Raw genomic sequence first — 15,397 nt, 5'->3', positions numbered from 1 at the left:
GCCTGCATGACTACTTACGCCACAAACAATCCTTTGGGTTCACAAGACCCAAGAGATCTATATGATAATGCTGAAAATCTTGATCATAGAGAAAACGACCTTGTAAATGAAATTTGGCCAGACCGTCTGGGTAGAAATCGCTATACATGGCATGGTATAGAAGAAGAGGCTAAGCGCGCTATTATAGGACTTGGCTGGAATCCAGTAGGTACTTTCCAGATTGGTACAACCATAAATACTGCCGTGGATATCATCCAAGACTCTTCAACAGATATTTGGTATCGATGGGATAATTTACAGACACTTCCAAAAACAGTGCCTGCTGGGTCAACGCCTTCTTCTTCTGGTGGTACTGGTCCAGGCAAATGGCAACCCGTGGATGTTGCGGACGTTCTTCGCAAAGACCTTGCAAAGCCTACTGGGGCAGACATGGTAGGTGCGACAAATACAGATGGCACAACTCGTACCGTCCAGGAGTTCTTGCTGGCGAATGATAGTGCTGAATATCGCGCTCAGAACATCGCGAAACTGGCGGCTGTGAATTACAAAATACGCACCCTTCAGCCCGTGACTGTGTTATTTCAGGGCGATTCAATCACGGCTGGTTACGATGTTGGGTCGACCGATAAAGTGCCTGCGGAAAACGGCGACTGGGCGACACATGCCTCAATGACGTATCCAAAGCGTTTCGTTGATTTCATGCTTGAGCAGTGTGGTGTGACTGTCACTCCAGTATACCGGGCTATTTCAGGCTATACAGCACAACAGGCAGTTAACGAACCTCTGTGGCAGACAAACCCAAACTGCGACCTGGCATTTGTTATGTACGGCATTAATGACTACAGCGGGACTGCTGGATCCACCCATGAAAGTTATATGGCGGCAATGGAAACGCTGATCCGCCGACTCATTAAATGGGGTTGTGGCGTTGTTGTTATGACTTGCGGAGCTGGCGGGCAAGGTGCGCGCAACCCCGGTTACCAAATATGGGCTCAGCAGGCAAAAAACATGGCCAAAGTTTACGGCTGTCGTTTTTTTGACGCGCATGAAGTCCACTACAACCGTCTCTACGGCACAGTACAAAGTGATAGCCTTCATTTCAACTCAATAGGTTATGCGCGTATTGGGGAAGCGTTAACTTCGATGTGTGGCGCTGGTGGCTTGCTTGATACCTATGAGCCGGTCCGACATGAAGTGCAGATCTGGGGCGGTAACACTGATAATCATATTGGTTACACTAACCCTGTCGGTAATATAGATTTGGGCTATGCGAGTGGCGCATACACTAATCCAGGTATTACTGGCATTCTGGCAAATAATAAAGCTTGCCTGATGGCGTATCACTTCTATCAGGACTGCGAGGCGTTAGAGGTAGATATTATTGGTAGTTGGGCTGATGGAGGATTACAGGTTATATCAGGTGACTGGTATCGCGGGTCTGTAACATATTACCGAGACAGTATCACGATTAATAATGAGAGAAGCCAAGGCTTTAAGGGAAGTTTTGCAAATAGCCTACTTTATAACAAGGATTCCACCAGGGCTGGACAACCGAAATTCGTCGGGACGCTGTATGGAAAGGGATGGAAAACAGTAACTATATTCAACAAAACAGATGGCACTTCTCCTACTGATCAGTTTATCCAGATGTTTACCGTAAGGCCAGTTAACTTGCGTAAAGCAAACCCGGTGCGTCGTGGGCAGCAGTGGGGGAATATTGGAGTAATTCGACAGATGCTCCCTGATTCTATAGGTGCTAACACAGGCGACCCGACTCCGATCACATGGTCAACTGTAGTGCTTCCCATGCCTGATGCGCTTAAGGGAACGGCTCGAGACAACAAAGCATCGCCATTTGACTGCGGGGTAGCAAGAGTGATCCTGAAGGCTACTGGCGGGACGTTTGCTAACCATCTAATGGAAGGGTTGCTTTATAAAACCGCGAGCGGTGTTGATACTTTTACGTTCACACCAACTTATCAGTCTGGCGCGGTGGCTGACTGGCCCGTGTTTACGTTCACAAAATCACAGAAAGCCATCTCAAATCTTTACACCGCAAACCAGGTGGCTCCAAACATGCCATTGCGTGATGTACCATTTGTCGCGAATGATGTAGCTAACGGTTCTGGCCGCCCAGATCTGGGAGACTGGCTGTCAATAAGAGCGGACTGGACTGCAGTTTCAGGAGGGCAAAAAACAGCACTATGGGAGATTGAAATATGGGGCATGGAATTTAACGGTGCCCCGGTAGCTTCTGCTGTGTAAAAGTTGGCGCAAGGATGCGCCAAGTATTAAATTTGTGACAAAATTCTTTGAAATAATTTTTCAGGGAATTCAGACGATTTACATAAAAAGCTACCATCCATTTCAGAGATTACATATTCTCCATTAATAACATGTAGGAAAAAATACTCCTGATATTTGCTCTGTGAGTCTACGGTGGAGAATGACAATCTAACTTCGATTTCCGTTTTATTCAGAGAGGTAAATATGGACGATTCACCCATTGCCCCTTCAGCGATCCCCACATTAGAAACAATCCTGCCGACTTTCCTCCCATCAAAAAAGTAATCATTGAAAGCACTATCAAGTCTTTCAATTTCTTTCTTTCTTCGATTATTTTCTTCTGAAGTCACATCATGGTTTTGCATAAGAGCACTAACTAATTCATTTATCTTCATAATATTTTACCGTGAGAGTTAAAAATCAGGTGAGGAGGATATCATTTAAGGCATCCTTGCGCGATGTCTATTTGATGCATATACTGTACATGCATACAGTATAATTTTGTGAGGTAAACATGCCACGAACAGCAGACATACAGACCGCCTTCATTGCAGCTATACAGCTAAACCCCAAAGGTTATCGCTACTTGAACACGGATGAATTCATAGCAAAATTGCGAGAGAAGAATTGGCACTTTAGCCATGAAGATGCAAATTCGTGGATTGAACGATACCAGCCCGACTTCGCAGATAAGACTACAGACGGCAGTAATAACCGTTACTGGATCCTGCGCAACATGGGGAGGGTATTCTAATGGGTTTTCCTTCGCCAGCAATGGACTACCAGGAGCAAAGGCTCACAATCGATCTGCTATGTGGTATTGATGCAAATTGCCGGGTAATAGAAACGTCATGTGGATGGGCAATTGTTAATGTCGCATTAAGACCAGAGCAGGGAGATACACTACTTGTAAGAATGGATAACAGAAACGAGTTTGCAAAGCTTTATGGTGCGGCAGTAATAACTGAGGATGGTGAAGCTATAGAGGGTGAAGCTCTGGATGACGTAGAGGTTTTTGGCGTGCTAACCCATAGCCTTAACCGGGTTATGAACGCCGATTGCGTGCCAATTTAATATGGGGTTCAACCATCATTTCACCATAGTTTCACCATTGAGAATTCACAGCAATAAAAAAACCAGCCATAGCTGGCTGGTTTTAAAGAGTATTTTTGGTCGGCACGAGAGGATTTGAACCTCCGACCCCCGACACCCCATGACGGTGCGCTACCAGGCTGCGCTACGTGCCGACGCATAAAAAGAATACTACTCGATTCCGTTTTGAATGCAAGGGAATCTGTTGCTAACTGGTTTATAATTAATCAGTTAGCGATAAAGCGCTTCTCATCCGTCAGAACCTGCAGCAGCAGGCTCAGCTGCGGTTTTTGGTCTTTCAACCGCTCACCCTGCAGATTATACGTCTGATACTTCCCATTGTTGTTCAGCACCAGCGTCAGCGCTGGCGTAGTCACCACCAGCGTGCTCTCTCCGGCAGCCGTCACCCAGTTATGGCGGCGGGTGGCACTGAAGAGATCCTGCCCCTGTGAATATTCGTTTGCTGGCGTGCTGACGTGCAGCAGACGTTGCATCAGGGTCGTCATCACATCTTTATGTTCAGTCAGCATATTGATGCGCTGCGCCGGCGTTCCCGGCCAGTGGATCACCAGCGGAACATGCAGATTTGGACGAGACCACTCCATGCTCTTCGTTTCGTCACCCAACGGGATACCATGACCGGCCGTGACGATCACGACGGTGTTATCCAGCTTGCCAGACTCGCGCAACGCGTCGAGTACGCGGCCAATCTGTGCATCCACATCACCGGCAGCGCGGCTGTAGCGGCGCGCAAAGCCTTTCTGATTCGTGTCCTCAAGGTTGGTGCCGTTTAAGGCAACCCACGAGAACCAGCGGTTATCTTCCTGGGCGTAGCGTTGCAGCCAGCTTATCCACTGACTGGCGGTCTGTTCATCTGTCTGGCTCTGTGCCGCCGGCAGTGAGAAGTCTGACAGCAGCGCCTGGCGATAGAGCGCGCTGTTAAAGCCATCCGAAGAGAATAGCCCTAACTGATAACCCTGCTGATTAAGTCCGGTGATCAGTGCCGCAGGAATACGGGCGGACAGCACGCCGTCCATGTATCCGGCTGAAATGCCGTAGAACAGACCAAAGATACCCGCGTCGGTCGAGTTACCGGAACTCATATGCTGTGTAAACGTCACGTTCTTACTGGCGAAATCAGCCAGAGCAGGCATCTGCTTCTCGTAACGTGAATAATTCAGGCCATCGACGGTGATTAACAGGACGTTTTGCCCGCGGCCCATATCGCGATAGCGTAGTTCGCTCAGCGGATACTGAACGCTGACCGCTTCCGGATTACCCTGTTCGATCAGACGGCGCTGATACTCCTGCGCATCCAGCAGGCCGTGTTTTTCGAGGAAACGGCGGGCCGTCATCGGATAAGAGAGCGGCAGGTTAGCGCGCTGCATGGTAATAGGGCGATAGAAGTTCGCATCCGCCCAGATATACATGATGTGCGAGCTAATAAAGGAGACGAAAAAGAGCGTCGCAACGGGTTTCGCGTAATGGCGGCGCCGGGTCAGGCTGCGCAGTTTTTGCCAGCTCCAGGTGGCAAACAGCATCTCAATAAGCAGGATCACCGGAACGCTGATAAACATCAGCTGCCAGTCACGGGCCGTTTCGTTTTGATCCGGGTTGATCACCAGTTCCCAGACGATGGGGTTGAGATGCAGGTGAAAACGGGTAAAGACTTCGCTGTCGATAAGCAGCAGCGTTATCCCCGCCGTCGCGAGGATAGCGGACAAGAAACGCATGAGCCGCTGCGACATGACGATAAACGTCAGGGGGAACAGGATCAGCAGATAGGTGGCGAAAACCAAAAAGCTAAAGTGACCCACAACGCTCATCCAGGAGTAAATACGCCCGGTTAGCGTTGTCGGCCAGTCTGCGACAAACAGATAACGACAGCCAATGACCGTCGCTAACAGAATGTTGAACAGGGCAAACCAGTGTCCCCAGCTGACCATCTGGGAGACTTTTTCACGGTAGCGCTGACGATTCGTCACCATAAACTGTTGTTCGTTTCCCTTAATGGGCCTGGTCGTCGCTGACGGAGGACTGTAACGCCTGGGCGAAAGATTTGGCGATCGCCTGACGCTGAGCCGGAGCAACGCTGGTATTGATAAGGTTGGTGACCATATTTCCCAAAACCATCAGGGAGAGATCGGTCGGCGTTTTATGTTTTTCCAGTACGTTGACCAGCTCACTGAGCAGTTGTTCAACGTGTTCATCACTGTAGCGGGAATGTTGTGGCATAAATCAAAATCAGTTTGTTGATGAAAGGGCAACATATTACCGTAGCGACAGCTTTTTTTCCCCTTTTTTATCTGTTGTTGCACACATGACCTGGTGGTGGTTGAATACCGCCCGGTCTAAAAGGAGAGTTTATCATGAGTCTGGAAATCAACCAGATTGCCTTGCACCAGCTTATCAAGCGTGATGAGCAAACCCTTGAAGTGGTGCTTCGCGATTCGTTACTGGAACCCACGGCGACCGTTGTGGAAATGATGGCGGAGTTGCACCGCGTCTACAGTGCTAAAAATAAAGCCTATGGTCTGTTCAGCGAAGAGAGCGAACTGGCTGATAGTCTTCGTCTGCAGCGTCAGGGCGAAGAGGATTTCCTGGCGTTTAGCCGCGCCGCCACCGGACGTCTGCGTGACGAACTGGCAAAATACCCGTTCGCAGACGGCGGTATCGTCCTGTTCTGTCACTATCGTTACCTGGCAGTAGAGTATCTGCTGGTCACCGTGCTGAACAATTTAAGCAGCATGCGCGTGAATGAGCAGCTGGATATCAGCTCTACCCATTATCTTGATATCAACCATGCGGATATCGTGGCGCGTATCGATTTAACCGAGTGGGAAACGAACCCGGAATCGACCCGCTACCTGACCTTCCTGAAAGGCCGCGTCGGCCGTAAAGTGGCTGATTTCTTTATGGACTTCCTCGGCGCCAGTGAAGGTCTTAACGCCAAAGCGCAGAACAAAGGGCTGCTGCAGGCGGTTGATGACTTTACCGCCGAAGCGCAGCTCGATAAATCTGAGCGTCAGACCGTGCGCCAGCAGGTGTACAGTTACTGCAACGAACAGCTGCAGGCGGGAGAAGAGATTGAGCTGGAGTCGCTGTCAAAAGAGCTGGCGGGCGTCAGTGAAGTCAGCTTCCAGGAATTTACTGCTGATAAAGGCTATGAGCTCGAAGAGAGCTTCCCGGCGGATCGCAGTACGCTGCGACAGCTCACTAAATTTGCCGGTAGCGGCGGTGGGTTGACCATCAACTTTGATGCCATGCTGTTGGGTGAACGCATCTTCTGGGATCCGGCCACCGATACGCTGACCATTAAAGGCACGCCGCCGAACCTGCGCGATCAGCTTCAGCGCCGCACCTCTGGCGGGAAATAACAGGCATAAAAAAAACCCCGCAGAAGCGGGGCTTTTTTTTCGACGTGTTTGCGATTACGCGCGAACGAAGTCGATGTGAGTGACTTTTGGCTTGAACGCGTGACGCTGAACAGCCTGAACTTTCACTTTTTCTTCTTTACCGCCAACAACGATGGTCAGAACTTCGCTGTAGAATTCAGGTTTGTTCTGCAGGTTCCACACTTTGTCGTGATCCAGTTCGATTGCAACTGGAGCAGCTTCGCCACCGTAAACGATAGCCGGGAACTTGTTAGCGTTACGCAGGCGGCGGCTCGCACCCTTACCCTGCACGTTACGTACTTCTGCTTCGATAGTAAACATTGATTTCTCTCTGTATTTTAAACCCTACTACAGGCGACCCAGCAGCAGGTGAGTGTTCTGCTTCACGGATATGAAGCGGGCGGCATTTTATACTCAAATGCCCCTCACATCAATGAAAAGTCCCCTTAACCGCGCAATTCGTTGGCGCGACGAAAACGGCCTTCGTAATCAAACACCTTTTCCCGAACCTGCCAGAACTGTCCTTTCATACGAGCCACAACAAAATCCGGGTGGCGCAGTAACACCTGCTGGCGCACGATATCGGCCACGGTAATCCAGCGCAGCGGTATACCGGGCGTACGGGTGTGCGGGCGAATAAAGAGTTGTTCGAAGGCCATACGCTGGGCAGGCGTATGTACCCTGAAGCGCTCGCTGACGTCTGCGCCGTCTTCATCGTAATAGGTGATTTTCAGCCACTCGCCTTTGTCATCCGCGCCGGGTTGCAGTGCCATACCGGAACAGCGCAGCACCAGCGCATCTTTTAACTTCAGCGCTGCTTTTAGCATGTCATCAGGATCGACCAGAACCGTATCGCATTCGCGACAGCGACGGGCGGCAATATCGTTTTCCGCATTGCACTGCGGGCAGTTTTTAAAGCGGAAACGGAAATCGCACTGTTCGCGATGTCCTTCGTCATCTTCAAACCAGCCCTGACAGCGGCGGCCAAAATGTTCAATCAGCGTGCCGTCTGCGGTGGTTTTACCCCAGAAGGTGTTGGCAAAACCACAGGCAGGGCAAAAGACCTGAACGGGAACGTTGTCGCTTTTGCCTTTTGGCGTGCCGACTTCCGGAGAGTAGAGATCGTGCGGGTTTCCGGCGTAATCCAGAATAAGACAGTCGGTTTTCCCGGGCGCCAGGCGCAGGCCGCGCCCCACAATCTGCTGATAAAGACTGACCGATTCGGTCGGACGTAAAATGGCAATCAGATCGACATGCGGGGCATCAAACCCGGTGGTTAACACTGACACGTTCACCAGATAGCGGAATTGTTGCGCTTTGAAGGCGTCGATCAGGCGGTCGCGCTCCGGCCCGGGCGTCTCGCCGGTGATTAAGGCCGCGTCCTCGGCGGGCAGCAGCCCGGTAATTTCTCGCGCATGCTCCACGGTGGCGGCAAAGATCATGACCCCTTTGCGCGTCGCGGCGAACTCTTCTATCTGGCTAATGATATGCGGGGTAATGCGCTTTTGCTTTTTCAGCTCCTGGTTCAACTCCGCTTCGCTGAATAACCCGTTGCTCTGCGCCTGTAACCGGCTGAAATCGTACTGCACCACCGGCATGTCCAGCCGCTCGGGCGGCGTCAGGTAGCCATGCTTGATCATGTAGCGCAAAGGAAGTTCATAGATACAGTCGCTGAACAGCGCTTTCTCATCGCCGCGCACCATGCCGTGATAATGGTAGCGATAGATCCAGCCTTTACCCAGGCGAAACGGGGTCGCCGTCAGGCCAAGCAGGCGAAGGTGCGGGTTCACCTCTTTCAGGTGAGTGAGGATTTGCTGATACTGGCTGTCGTCGTCATCGCTGATACGGTGACACTCATCGACAATCAGCAGCGAAAATTCACTGCGAAACAGATCAAGGTTGCGGGCCACCGACTGTACGCTGCCAAAGACCACTTTGCCGTGGCTCTCTTTACGCTTTAGACCGGCAGCGAAAATGTCAGCTTCCAGCCCGAGCACGCAATACTTGGCATGGTTTTGCGCCACCAGCTCTTTGACGTGGGCCAGCACCAGCACGCGTCCGCGTGCCAGACGCGCCAGTTCGGCGATCACCAGGCTTTTGCCAGCACCGGTGGGAAGCACAATGGCCGCCGGGGTCTGGTGTTTACGAAACCAGGCGAGAGTGGCGTCAACGGCTTCCTGCTGATAAGGACGAAGTGTAAAAGTCATGGGGTCTCGGTTTAGTTATTTCGCATATAGTATGCCACGAAACTTTTTCCCTTGAGTGGCGCAACCAGACCATTATACTGAGCCATTCCAGACTGCTTCTTTTTCGGACCTGTTGTCCGACTTCCAGCATCATTAAGGCTAAAAAGATTTCATGCGACTTGATAAGTTTATCGCTCAGCAACTCGGCGTAAGCCGCGCTATTGCCGGGCGTGAAATTCGCGCCAGCCGCGTTACCGTGGATGGCGACATTGTGAAAGACACTGCGTTCAAACTCCAGCCTGACCATCAGGTTGAATATGACGGCAACCCCCTGACCCAACAGCACGGGCCGCGCTATTTCATGCTCAATAAGCCGGAAGGCTATGTCTGTTCTACGGACGATCCGGATCATCCAACGGTGCTTTATTTCCTCGACGAACCGGTCGCGCACAAGCTGCATGCCGCCGGCCGTCTTGATATCGACACCACCGGGCTGGTGCTGATGACCGACGACGGGCAGTGGTCGCACCGTATCACGTCTCCCCGTCATCACTGCGAGAAGACGTATCGTGTGACGCTGGAGTCTCCGGTCGCGGATGACACGGCAGAACAATTTGCCAACGGCGTTCAGTTGCATAATGAAAAAGATCTGACCCGGCCTGCCGTGCTTGAAGTGATCGCGCCTACCGAGGTTCGTCTGACCATCAGTGAAGGGCGCTACCATCAGGTGAAGCGTATGTTTGCCGCGGTGGGTAACCACGTTGTCGGTCTGCATCGTGAACGTATTGGCGCAATTGAACTCGATCCTGAGCTGGCGCCCGGCGAATATCGCCCGTTAACGGAAGAAGAGATCGCCAGCGTTGGTCTGCCTTCGCATTAATTTCAGGAGAACTCTGTGACCACCAGGCCACACTCGTCGTTCAAAATTGTCTTCATTCTTGGCCTGCTGGCCATGCTGATGCCGCTGTCTATTGATATGTATCTGCCTGCGCTGCCGGTTATTTCCGCGCAGTTTGGCGTACCGGCAGGCAGCGCGCAGATGACGCTCAGCACCTATATTCTCGGTTTTGCCCTCGGTCAGCTGTTTTATGGCCCGATGGCGGACAGCTTTGGCCGCAAGCCCGTTATTCTTGGCGGGACCCTGATTTTTGCAGGGGCAGCGGTGGCCTGTGCGCAGGCGCAAACCATCGATCAACTGATTGTCATGCGCTTTTTCCACGGTCTGGCGGCGGCAGCGGCAAGCGTGGTGATCAATGCCCTGATGCGCGATATCTACCCGAAAGAAGAGTTCTCCCGGATGATGTCGTTTGTGATGCTGGTGACGACGATTGCACCGCTGGTGGCCCCTATGGCCGGTGGTGCGGTACTGGTATGGTTCAGCTGGCATGTGATTTTCTGGATCCTGGCGCTTGCCGCGCTGCTGGCCTCGGCAATGATCTTCTTCTTTATTGATGAAACGCTACCCGCGGAGCGCCGACAGAAGTTCCACATCCGAACCACAATGGGGAATTTCGCCTCACTGTTTCGCCATAAGCGCGTGCTGAGCTATATGCTGGCGAGCGGTTTCAGCTTCGCCGGGATGTTCTCATTCCTGAGTGCCGGGCCGTTTGTCTATATCGAACTGAACCATGTTTCTCCGCAGCACTTCGGTTATTACTTTGCGCTTAACATCGTCTTCCTGTTCATTATGACCATCATTAACAGCCGCTTTGTCCGCCGAGTCGGGGCGTTGAATATGTTCCGCGCCGGGCTTTGGATCCAGTTTGTGATGGCTATCTGGCTGGTGCTGAGTGCTTTTACAGGCGTGGGCTTTTGGGCGCTGGTGGTGGGGGTTGCGGCCTTCGTCGGCTGCGTGTCGATGGTTTCCTCCAATGCGATGGCGGTGATCCTCGACGAATTCCCGCATATGGCAGGCACCGCCTCGTCGCTGGCCGGAACATTCCGCTTTGGCATCGGCGCCATCGTCGGGGCGTTACTGTCGATGGCCACGTTTAATACGGCCTGGCCGATGCTGTGGGCGATGGCGTTTTGTGCAACCAGCTCCATTCTTTTCTATCTCTACGCCAGTCGGCCGCGAAAGGTGGCCAGCTAACGCGCAAATAAGGCCCAGTCAGGGCCTTTTTTGTTGACACACATCAACCAAAGCTGCGTTCGTTTACCCTGTGTTTGTTTCTTTTATGTAAAATCTATTTGTGTAAAAAGTCACATCATTGTATTTAAAAAGGTTGAGTTAGATCGCAGAAACGGGTACATATAGCGCCGACGCGAGCCTGAACACCTATAAAAAAGCGCCGAATAGTGCAGGCTGGCGATGATGTGTTACTATAAATGTAAATAAATTGTGAAGTAAATTTTGCTTCCGGGGAACGAACGTGAATACATTACAACTCTCCATAGTCCATCGCTTGCCCCAGAGCTATCGCTGGTCGGCGGGTTTTGCAGGTTCGAAAGTTGAACCGATTCCGCAAAGCGTCGCGGGTTGCGAGAATTGTCTGGTTGCACTTAAGTTGCTGAGCCCGAGCGACGAAAATGCATGGCGAGTCATGGAGCGTCTCAGCGAGGCCCTGACGGATATTGAAGTGGACAGCTCCGTACTGGAGTGTGAAGGTGAACCCTGCCTGTTCGTGAAAAGTCAGGATGAATTTGCCGCGACCTGCCGTCTGAAAAACTTTGGTGTTGCTATCGCTGAGCCTTTCTCGGGCCAGTATCCTTTCTGAGCGCTAGTCTGCGGACAACAGCTGGCGCGTGTAGCTCTGCGTTGGCGCAGCAAATACGCGCTGGCACTCTCCCTGCTCGACCACTTCTCCCTGTCGCAACACAATCACCTGATGGCATAACGCCCGCACAACCTGTAAATCATGGCTGATAAAGATATAGGCCAGCCTGTGCTTTTCCTGCAATCCTTTCAGTAATGCCAGGATTTGAGCCTGAACGGTTCTGTCCAGCGACGACGTTGGTTCATCCAGAATGATCAGCTCCGGTTTGAGGATCAGCGCGCGGGCAATGGCGATACGCTGGCGCTGACCGCCGGAAAATTCAGCCGGGTAGCGGTGCCGGGTATCCGGATCTAAGCCAACTTCTGCCATAACGCGTATCACTTCTTCTTCCCGCTGCCGGACGGTCAATGCTGGCTGATGAACGCGCAGACCCTCTTCGACAATCTGTAATACGTTCAGCCGTGGGTTAAGCGAGGAGTTTGGATCCTGAAACACAACCTGCATGCGGGGACGAACGGGCAGCATCTGGCGACGGTTCCAGTTGTGCAGCGGCATACCGTCAAAGAGGATCTCACCCTGCGAGGCGATTAAGCGCAGCAGTGCCAGGCCGGTGGTGCTTTTTCCCGAACCGGACTCGCCCACCAGCCCCAGCGATTCGCCCGGACGCAGGGAAAAATGGATATTTTTCAATACCGGATTCTGGTCGACGATGCGCCGCAGAATCCCTTTGCGAACAGGAAACGACACGCCCAGCCCCTCAACGCGCAGCAACGGCGCGCTGTCAGCCGGCAGGGGAACCGGGTCACCCGTGGGCTCGCTATCAAGCAGACGCTGCGTATAGGGGTGCTGAGGCGCTTTCAGCAGGGTGGCTGCGGTGTTCTGCTCGACACAGCGTCCGTTTTGCATCACGGCGACGCTGTCGGCGAGCTTTCTCACAATGCTGAGGTTATGGGTGATAAACAGCAGGCTCATGTTCAGTTCGTCACGCAACTCCCGCAGCAGCCGCAGAATTTGCGCCTGCACCGTCACGTCCAGCGCGGTGGTGGGCTCATCGGCAATCAACAGTTCGGGTCGCGTGAGCAGGGCCATCGCAATCATCACCCGCTGACGTTCGCCGCCGGAAAGCTGATGGGGGAAATCGTTCAGCCGTTTTGCGGCATTGCGAATGCCGGTTCGTTCAAGACAATCCAGAATCTCCCCCCGCGCCGCCTCTTTGCGCATGCCCCGGTGCAGGGACAGCACTTCATAGAGCTGTTTTTCCAGCGTGTGCAGTGGGTTAAGGGAGACCATCGGCTCCTGGAAAATCATGGCAATGTTATTGCCGCGAATTCCGCGCAGGTTTTTTTCATCGGCATGCAGCAGCGAGCGACCGTGAAACAGAATGTCGCCTTGCGGATAGCTGACGGGCGGAGACGGAAGCAGGCGCAGGATCGACAGTGCCGATACGCTCTTGCCAGAGCCTGACTCGCCTACCAGCGCCAGCGTTTCGCCGCGCTGGATCTGCAGCGACAACTCCGTGACCACGGTACGCGCCTCACCCTGTTTCGAAAAGGCAATCGACAGGTTATCAATACTGAGAAGGGGCTGCGTCATCTTATACCGCCTTGTTGGGATCAAAAGCATCGCGCACGGCTTCGCCAATAAAAATCAGCAGTGAAAGCAGCACGGCCACGGCAAGAAAGGCGGTGATGCCTAACCACGGTGCCTGCAGGTTGTTCTTGCCCTGCAGCAGTAGCTCGCCGAGCGACGGGGAACCGATAGGGAGCCCGAAGCCAAGGAAATCAAGCGAGGTGAGGGTAGTGATGGAACTGCACAGAATAAACGGCAGGAAAGTGAGGGTCGCTACCACGGCGTTAGGAAGCATATGGCGGAAAATGATCCCGCGGTCGCTCACCCCCAGCACCTGGGCAGCGCGAATGTAATCGTAATTACGGGTGCGCAGGAATTCCGCCCGCACCACGCCTACCAGCGCCATCCAGCCGAAGATGACGGTAATGCCTAACAGCCACCAGAAGTTTGGCTGTACCACGCTTGAAAGCAGAATGATCAGAAACAGCGTCGGCATGCCTGACCAGACTTCAATAAAACGTTGACCCCACAGGTCGATTTTCCCGCCGTAGTAGCCCTGAACGGCACCTGCTACCACGCCCATCACGCTGGAAAAGACGGTCAGCATTAGCCCAAAGAGGATCGAGATCCGCGTGCCGTAGAGGATGCGTGCCAGCACATCGCCACCGTTGGCATCCGTTCCCAGCCAGTTTTGCGCGGAAGGCGGGGAAGGGAAGGGGGTGGTGGTCGCAAAGTTAATGCTGTTTGCGCCAAAACGCACCGGCGCCCAGAGTGCCCAGCCGTGCTGTTCAATTTGCTGGCGAAGCCACGGATCCTGATATTCAGCGGGCGTCGCAAACGGGCCACCAAAATCGCTTTCGCTGTATTGGGTGAGAACGGGCACATACCAGCGGTCGTTAAAGTGCACCAGCAGCGGTTTATCGTTGGCAATCAATTCCGAACACATGCTTAAGACAAACAGGACGGCAAAGATCCACAGCGACCAGTAGCCGCGGCGGTTGTGGCGAAAACGGGCCCATCGGGCCTGGTTGACGGGGCTTAAACGCGGCATCAGCGGCCCTCAAAATCAATTCGGGGATCAACCAGCGTATAGCTGATATCGCTGATGATATTCAGCAGCAGGCCAATCAGGGTGAAGATATAAAGTGTGCCAAACATGACCGGATAATCGCGCGACACGGTGGCTTCATATCCCAGCAAGCCCAGTCCGTTGAGGGAGAACATCACCTCTATCAGCAGCGAGCCGGTAAAAAACATACTGATGAACGTGGCAGGAAATCCGGCAATCACCAGCAGCATGGCGTTGCGAAAGACATGTTTCCACATGATCTGCTTTTCGCCCACGCCCTTCGCACGGGCAGTCACAACGTACTGTTTACGGATTTCATCGAGAAAGGCGTTTTTGGTCAGCATGGTCAGGGCCGCAAAGCCGCCAATGACGGTCGCAAGCACCGGCAGCGTGATGTGCCAGAAATAATCGGTGATCTTCTTGTACCAGGGCAGGGTGCTGAAATCCGCTGACACCAGCCCCCGCAACGGAAAGATATCGAAATAGCTGCCACCGGCAAAAAAGACAATCAACAGAACGGCAAACAGAAACGCCGGAATGGCATAGCCGATGATGATAAACGTGCTGCTCCAGACATCGAAGCGGCTGCCGTTGTGAACCGCTTTACGGATCCCCAGGGGAATAGAGACGAGATAAATAATCAACGTTCCCCACAGCCCCAGGGTAATCGACACCGGCAGACTTTGCTTAATCAATGTTAAAACTGACGCGCTGCGAAACAGGCTGTCGCCAAAATCAAAGCGGAGGTAGTCCCAGAGCATGTTGAAATACCGCTCGTGAAGCGGTTTGTCGAAGCCATAACGATGGGTGATCTCGGCGATGACTTCCGGATCCAGGCCACGTCCGCCGCGATAATGGCTTTCACTGATATTTCCCAGGCCGGTGCGGGCATGGCTCGCGCCCATTCCTTCGCCACCGCCGCCAGGCATGCCGCCGCTGTTGCCAAATTCAATGGCTGCAATAGCCTGGTCGACCGGGCCGCCGGGCGCGATTTGCACAATAAAAAAGTTAATCGTGATGATTGCCCAGAGGGTCGGGATAATCAGCAGGAGACGGCGGATCAGATACGCACCCATGATGATT

Annotated in this window: 15 protein-coding genes and 1 tRNA gene; 7 read left to right on the top strand and 9 right to left on the bottom strand. The window is 52.9% G+C overall.

The window, feature by feature from the left end; all coding sequences use genetic code 11:
• The first annotated feature begins 6 nt into the window (after positions 1–6).
• The gene (locus HV242_RS15335; protein WP_220131400.1) at positions 7–2,265 is read left to right on the top strand and encodes a GDSL-type esterase/lipase family protein; all 2,259 of its coding nucleotides are present in this window, start codon (positions 7–9) and stop codon (positions 2,263–2,265) included.
• Between the two features lie 26 nt (positions 2,266–2,291).
• Here HV242_RS15335 and HV242_RS15330 read toward each other — a convergent pair whose 3' ends face one another.
• A complete protein-coding gene (locus tag HV242_RS15330; RefSeq protein WP_181616744.1) occupies positions 2,292–2,681 on the bottom strand; it encodes a hypothetical protein in 390 nt (129 codons plus the stop codon).
• A gap of 119 nt (positions 2,682–2,800) precedes the next feature.
• Between HV242_RS15330 and HV242_RS24295 the strand changes: the two genes are divergently transcribed.
• Positions 2,801–3,040, top strand: a complete 240-nt coding sequence (locus HV242_RS24295) for a hypothetical protein (RefSeq protein ID WP_249417844.1) — start codon at positions 2,801–2,803, stop codon at positions 3,038–3,040.
• Positions 3,040–3,360 carry a hypothetical protein gene (locus HV242_RS15325; protein ID WP_181616743.1) on the top strand — a complete coding sequence of 107 codons (321 nt, stop codon included), beginning with the start codon at positions 3,040–3,042 and terminating at the stop codon, positions 3,358–3,360. Before HV242_RS24295 ends, HV242_RS15325 begins: the two co-directional genes overlap by 1 nt.
• A gap of 96 nt (positions 3,361–3,456) precedes the next feature.
• Here the strand turns inward: HV242_RS15325 and HV242_RS15320 are convergent.
• The 3 genes from HV242_RS15320 to HV242_RS15310 all read right to left on the bottom strand — a co-directional run bounded on the left by HV242_RS15320 (position 3,457) and on the right by HV242_RS15310 (position 5,613).
• A tRNA-Pro gene (locus HV242_RS15320) sits at positions 3,457–3,533 on the bottom strand.
• Between the two features lie 72 nt (positions 3,534–3,605).
• Entirely contained in the window at positions 3,606–5,366 is a 1,761-nt protein-coding gene (gene yejM / locus HV242_RS15315; RefSeq protein ID WP_050737118.1) for an LPS biosynthesis-modulating metalloenzyme YejM, read from the bottom strand.
• Between the two features lie 19 nt (positions 5,367–5,385).
• Positions 5,386–5,613 carry a YejL family protein gene (locus HV242_RS15310; protein WP_001135586.1) on the bottom strand — a complete coding sequence of 76 codons (228 nt, stop codon included), beginning with the start codon at positions 5,611–5,613 and terminating at the stop codon, positions 5,386–5,388.
• Between the two features lie 134 nt (positions 5,614–5,747).
• Between HV242_RS15310 and yejK the strand changes: the two genes are divergently transcribed.
• Entirely contained in the window at positions 5,748–6,755 is a 1,008-nt protein-coding gene (gene yejK / locus HV242_RS15305) for a nucleoid-associated protein YejK (protein WP_014170942.1), read from the top strand.
• A 54-nt stretch (positions 6,756–6,809) separates the two neighbouring features.
• Here the strand turns inward: yejK and rplY are convergent, their stop codons facing one another.
• Both rplY and HV242_RS15295 read right to left on the bottom strand, forming a co-directional pair.
• Positions 6,810–7,094, bottom strand: a complete 285-nt coding sequence (rplY, locus tag HV242_RS15300; RefSeq protein ID WP_014170941.1) for a 50S ribosomal protein L25 — start codon at positions 7,092–7,094, stop codon at positions 6,810–6,812.
• Between the two features lie 125 nt (positions 7,095–7,219).
• Positions 7,220–8,980 carry a DEAD/DEAH box helicase gene (locus HV242_RS15295; protein WP_050737117.1) on the bottom strand — a complete coding sequence of 587 codons (1,761 nt, stop codon included), beginning with the start codon at positions 8,978–8,980 and terminating at the stop codon, positions 7,220–7,222.
• 151 nt (positions 8,981–9,131) lie between these two features.
• Between HV242_RS15295 and rsuA the strand changes: the two genes are divergently transcribed.
• The 3 genes from rsuA to HV242_RS15280 all read left to right on the top strand — a co-directional run bounded on the left by rsuA (position 9,132) and on the right by HV242_RS15280 (position 11,676).
• Entirely contained in the window at positions 9,132–9,839 is a 708-nt protein-coding gene (rsuA, locus tag HV242_RS15290; protein WP_014170938.1) for a 16S rRNA pseudouridine(516) synthase RsuA, read from the top strand.
• 15 nt (positions 9,840–9,854) lie between these two features.
• The gene (locus HV242_RS15285; protein WP_014170937.1) at positions 9,855–11,051 is read left to right on the top strand and encodes a Bcr/CflA family multidrug efflux MFS transporter; all 1,197 of its coding nucleotides are present in this window, start codon (positions 9,855–9,857) and stop codon (positions 11,049–11,051) included.
• 280 nt (positions 11,052–11,331) lie between these two features.
• Positions 11,332–11,676, top strand: a complete 345-nt coding sequence (locus tag HV242_RS15280) for a YejG family protein (RefSeq protein WP_014170936.1) — start codon at positions 11,332–11,334, stop codon at positions 11,674–11,676.
• 3 nt (positions 11,677–11,679) lie between these two features.
• On the opposite strand, the gene yejF is transcribed toward HV242_RS15280, so the two are convergent.
• From yejF to HV242_RS15265, 3 genes are read right to left on the bottom strand one after another with little or no spacing between them, the layout of a single operon-like run.
• Positions 11,680–13,269 (bottom strand): microcin C ABC transporter ATP-binding protein YejF, encoded by a 1,590-nt coding sequence (gene yejF / locus HV242_RS15275; protein ID WP_050737116.1) that lies wholly within the window; start codon positions 13,267–13,269, stop codon positions 11,680–11,682.
• A 1-nt stretch (position 13,270) separates the two neighbouring features.
• Entirely contained in the window at positions 13,271–14,296 is a 1,026-nt protein-coding gene (locus tag HV242_RS15270; protein WP_050737115.1) for an ABC transporter permease, read from the bottom strand.
• The gene (locus tag HV242_RS15265; protein WP_014170933.1) at positions 14,296–15,390 is read right to left on the bottom strand and encodes a microcin C ABC transporter permease YejB; all 1,095 of its coding nucleotides are present in this window, start codon (positions 15,388–15,390) and stop codon (positions 14,296–14,298) included. The genes HV242_RS15270 and HV242_RS15265 overlap by 1 nt, the downstream gene beginning before the upstream one ends.
• Positions 15,391–15,397: the final 7 nt, after the last annotated feature.

The organism is Enterobacter sp. RHBSTW-00593 (assembly GCF_013784105.1).
Lineage (GTDB): Bacteria > Pseudomonadota > Gammaproteobacteria > Enterobacterales > Enterobacteriaceae > Enterobacter > Enterobacter ludwigii.
Note: the sequence above shows the minus strand (reverse complement) of the source record. Positions and strands in the feature narration are given on the sequence as shown.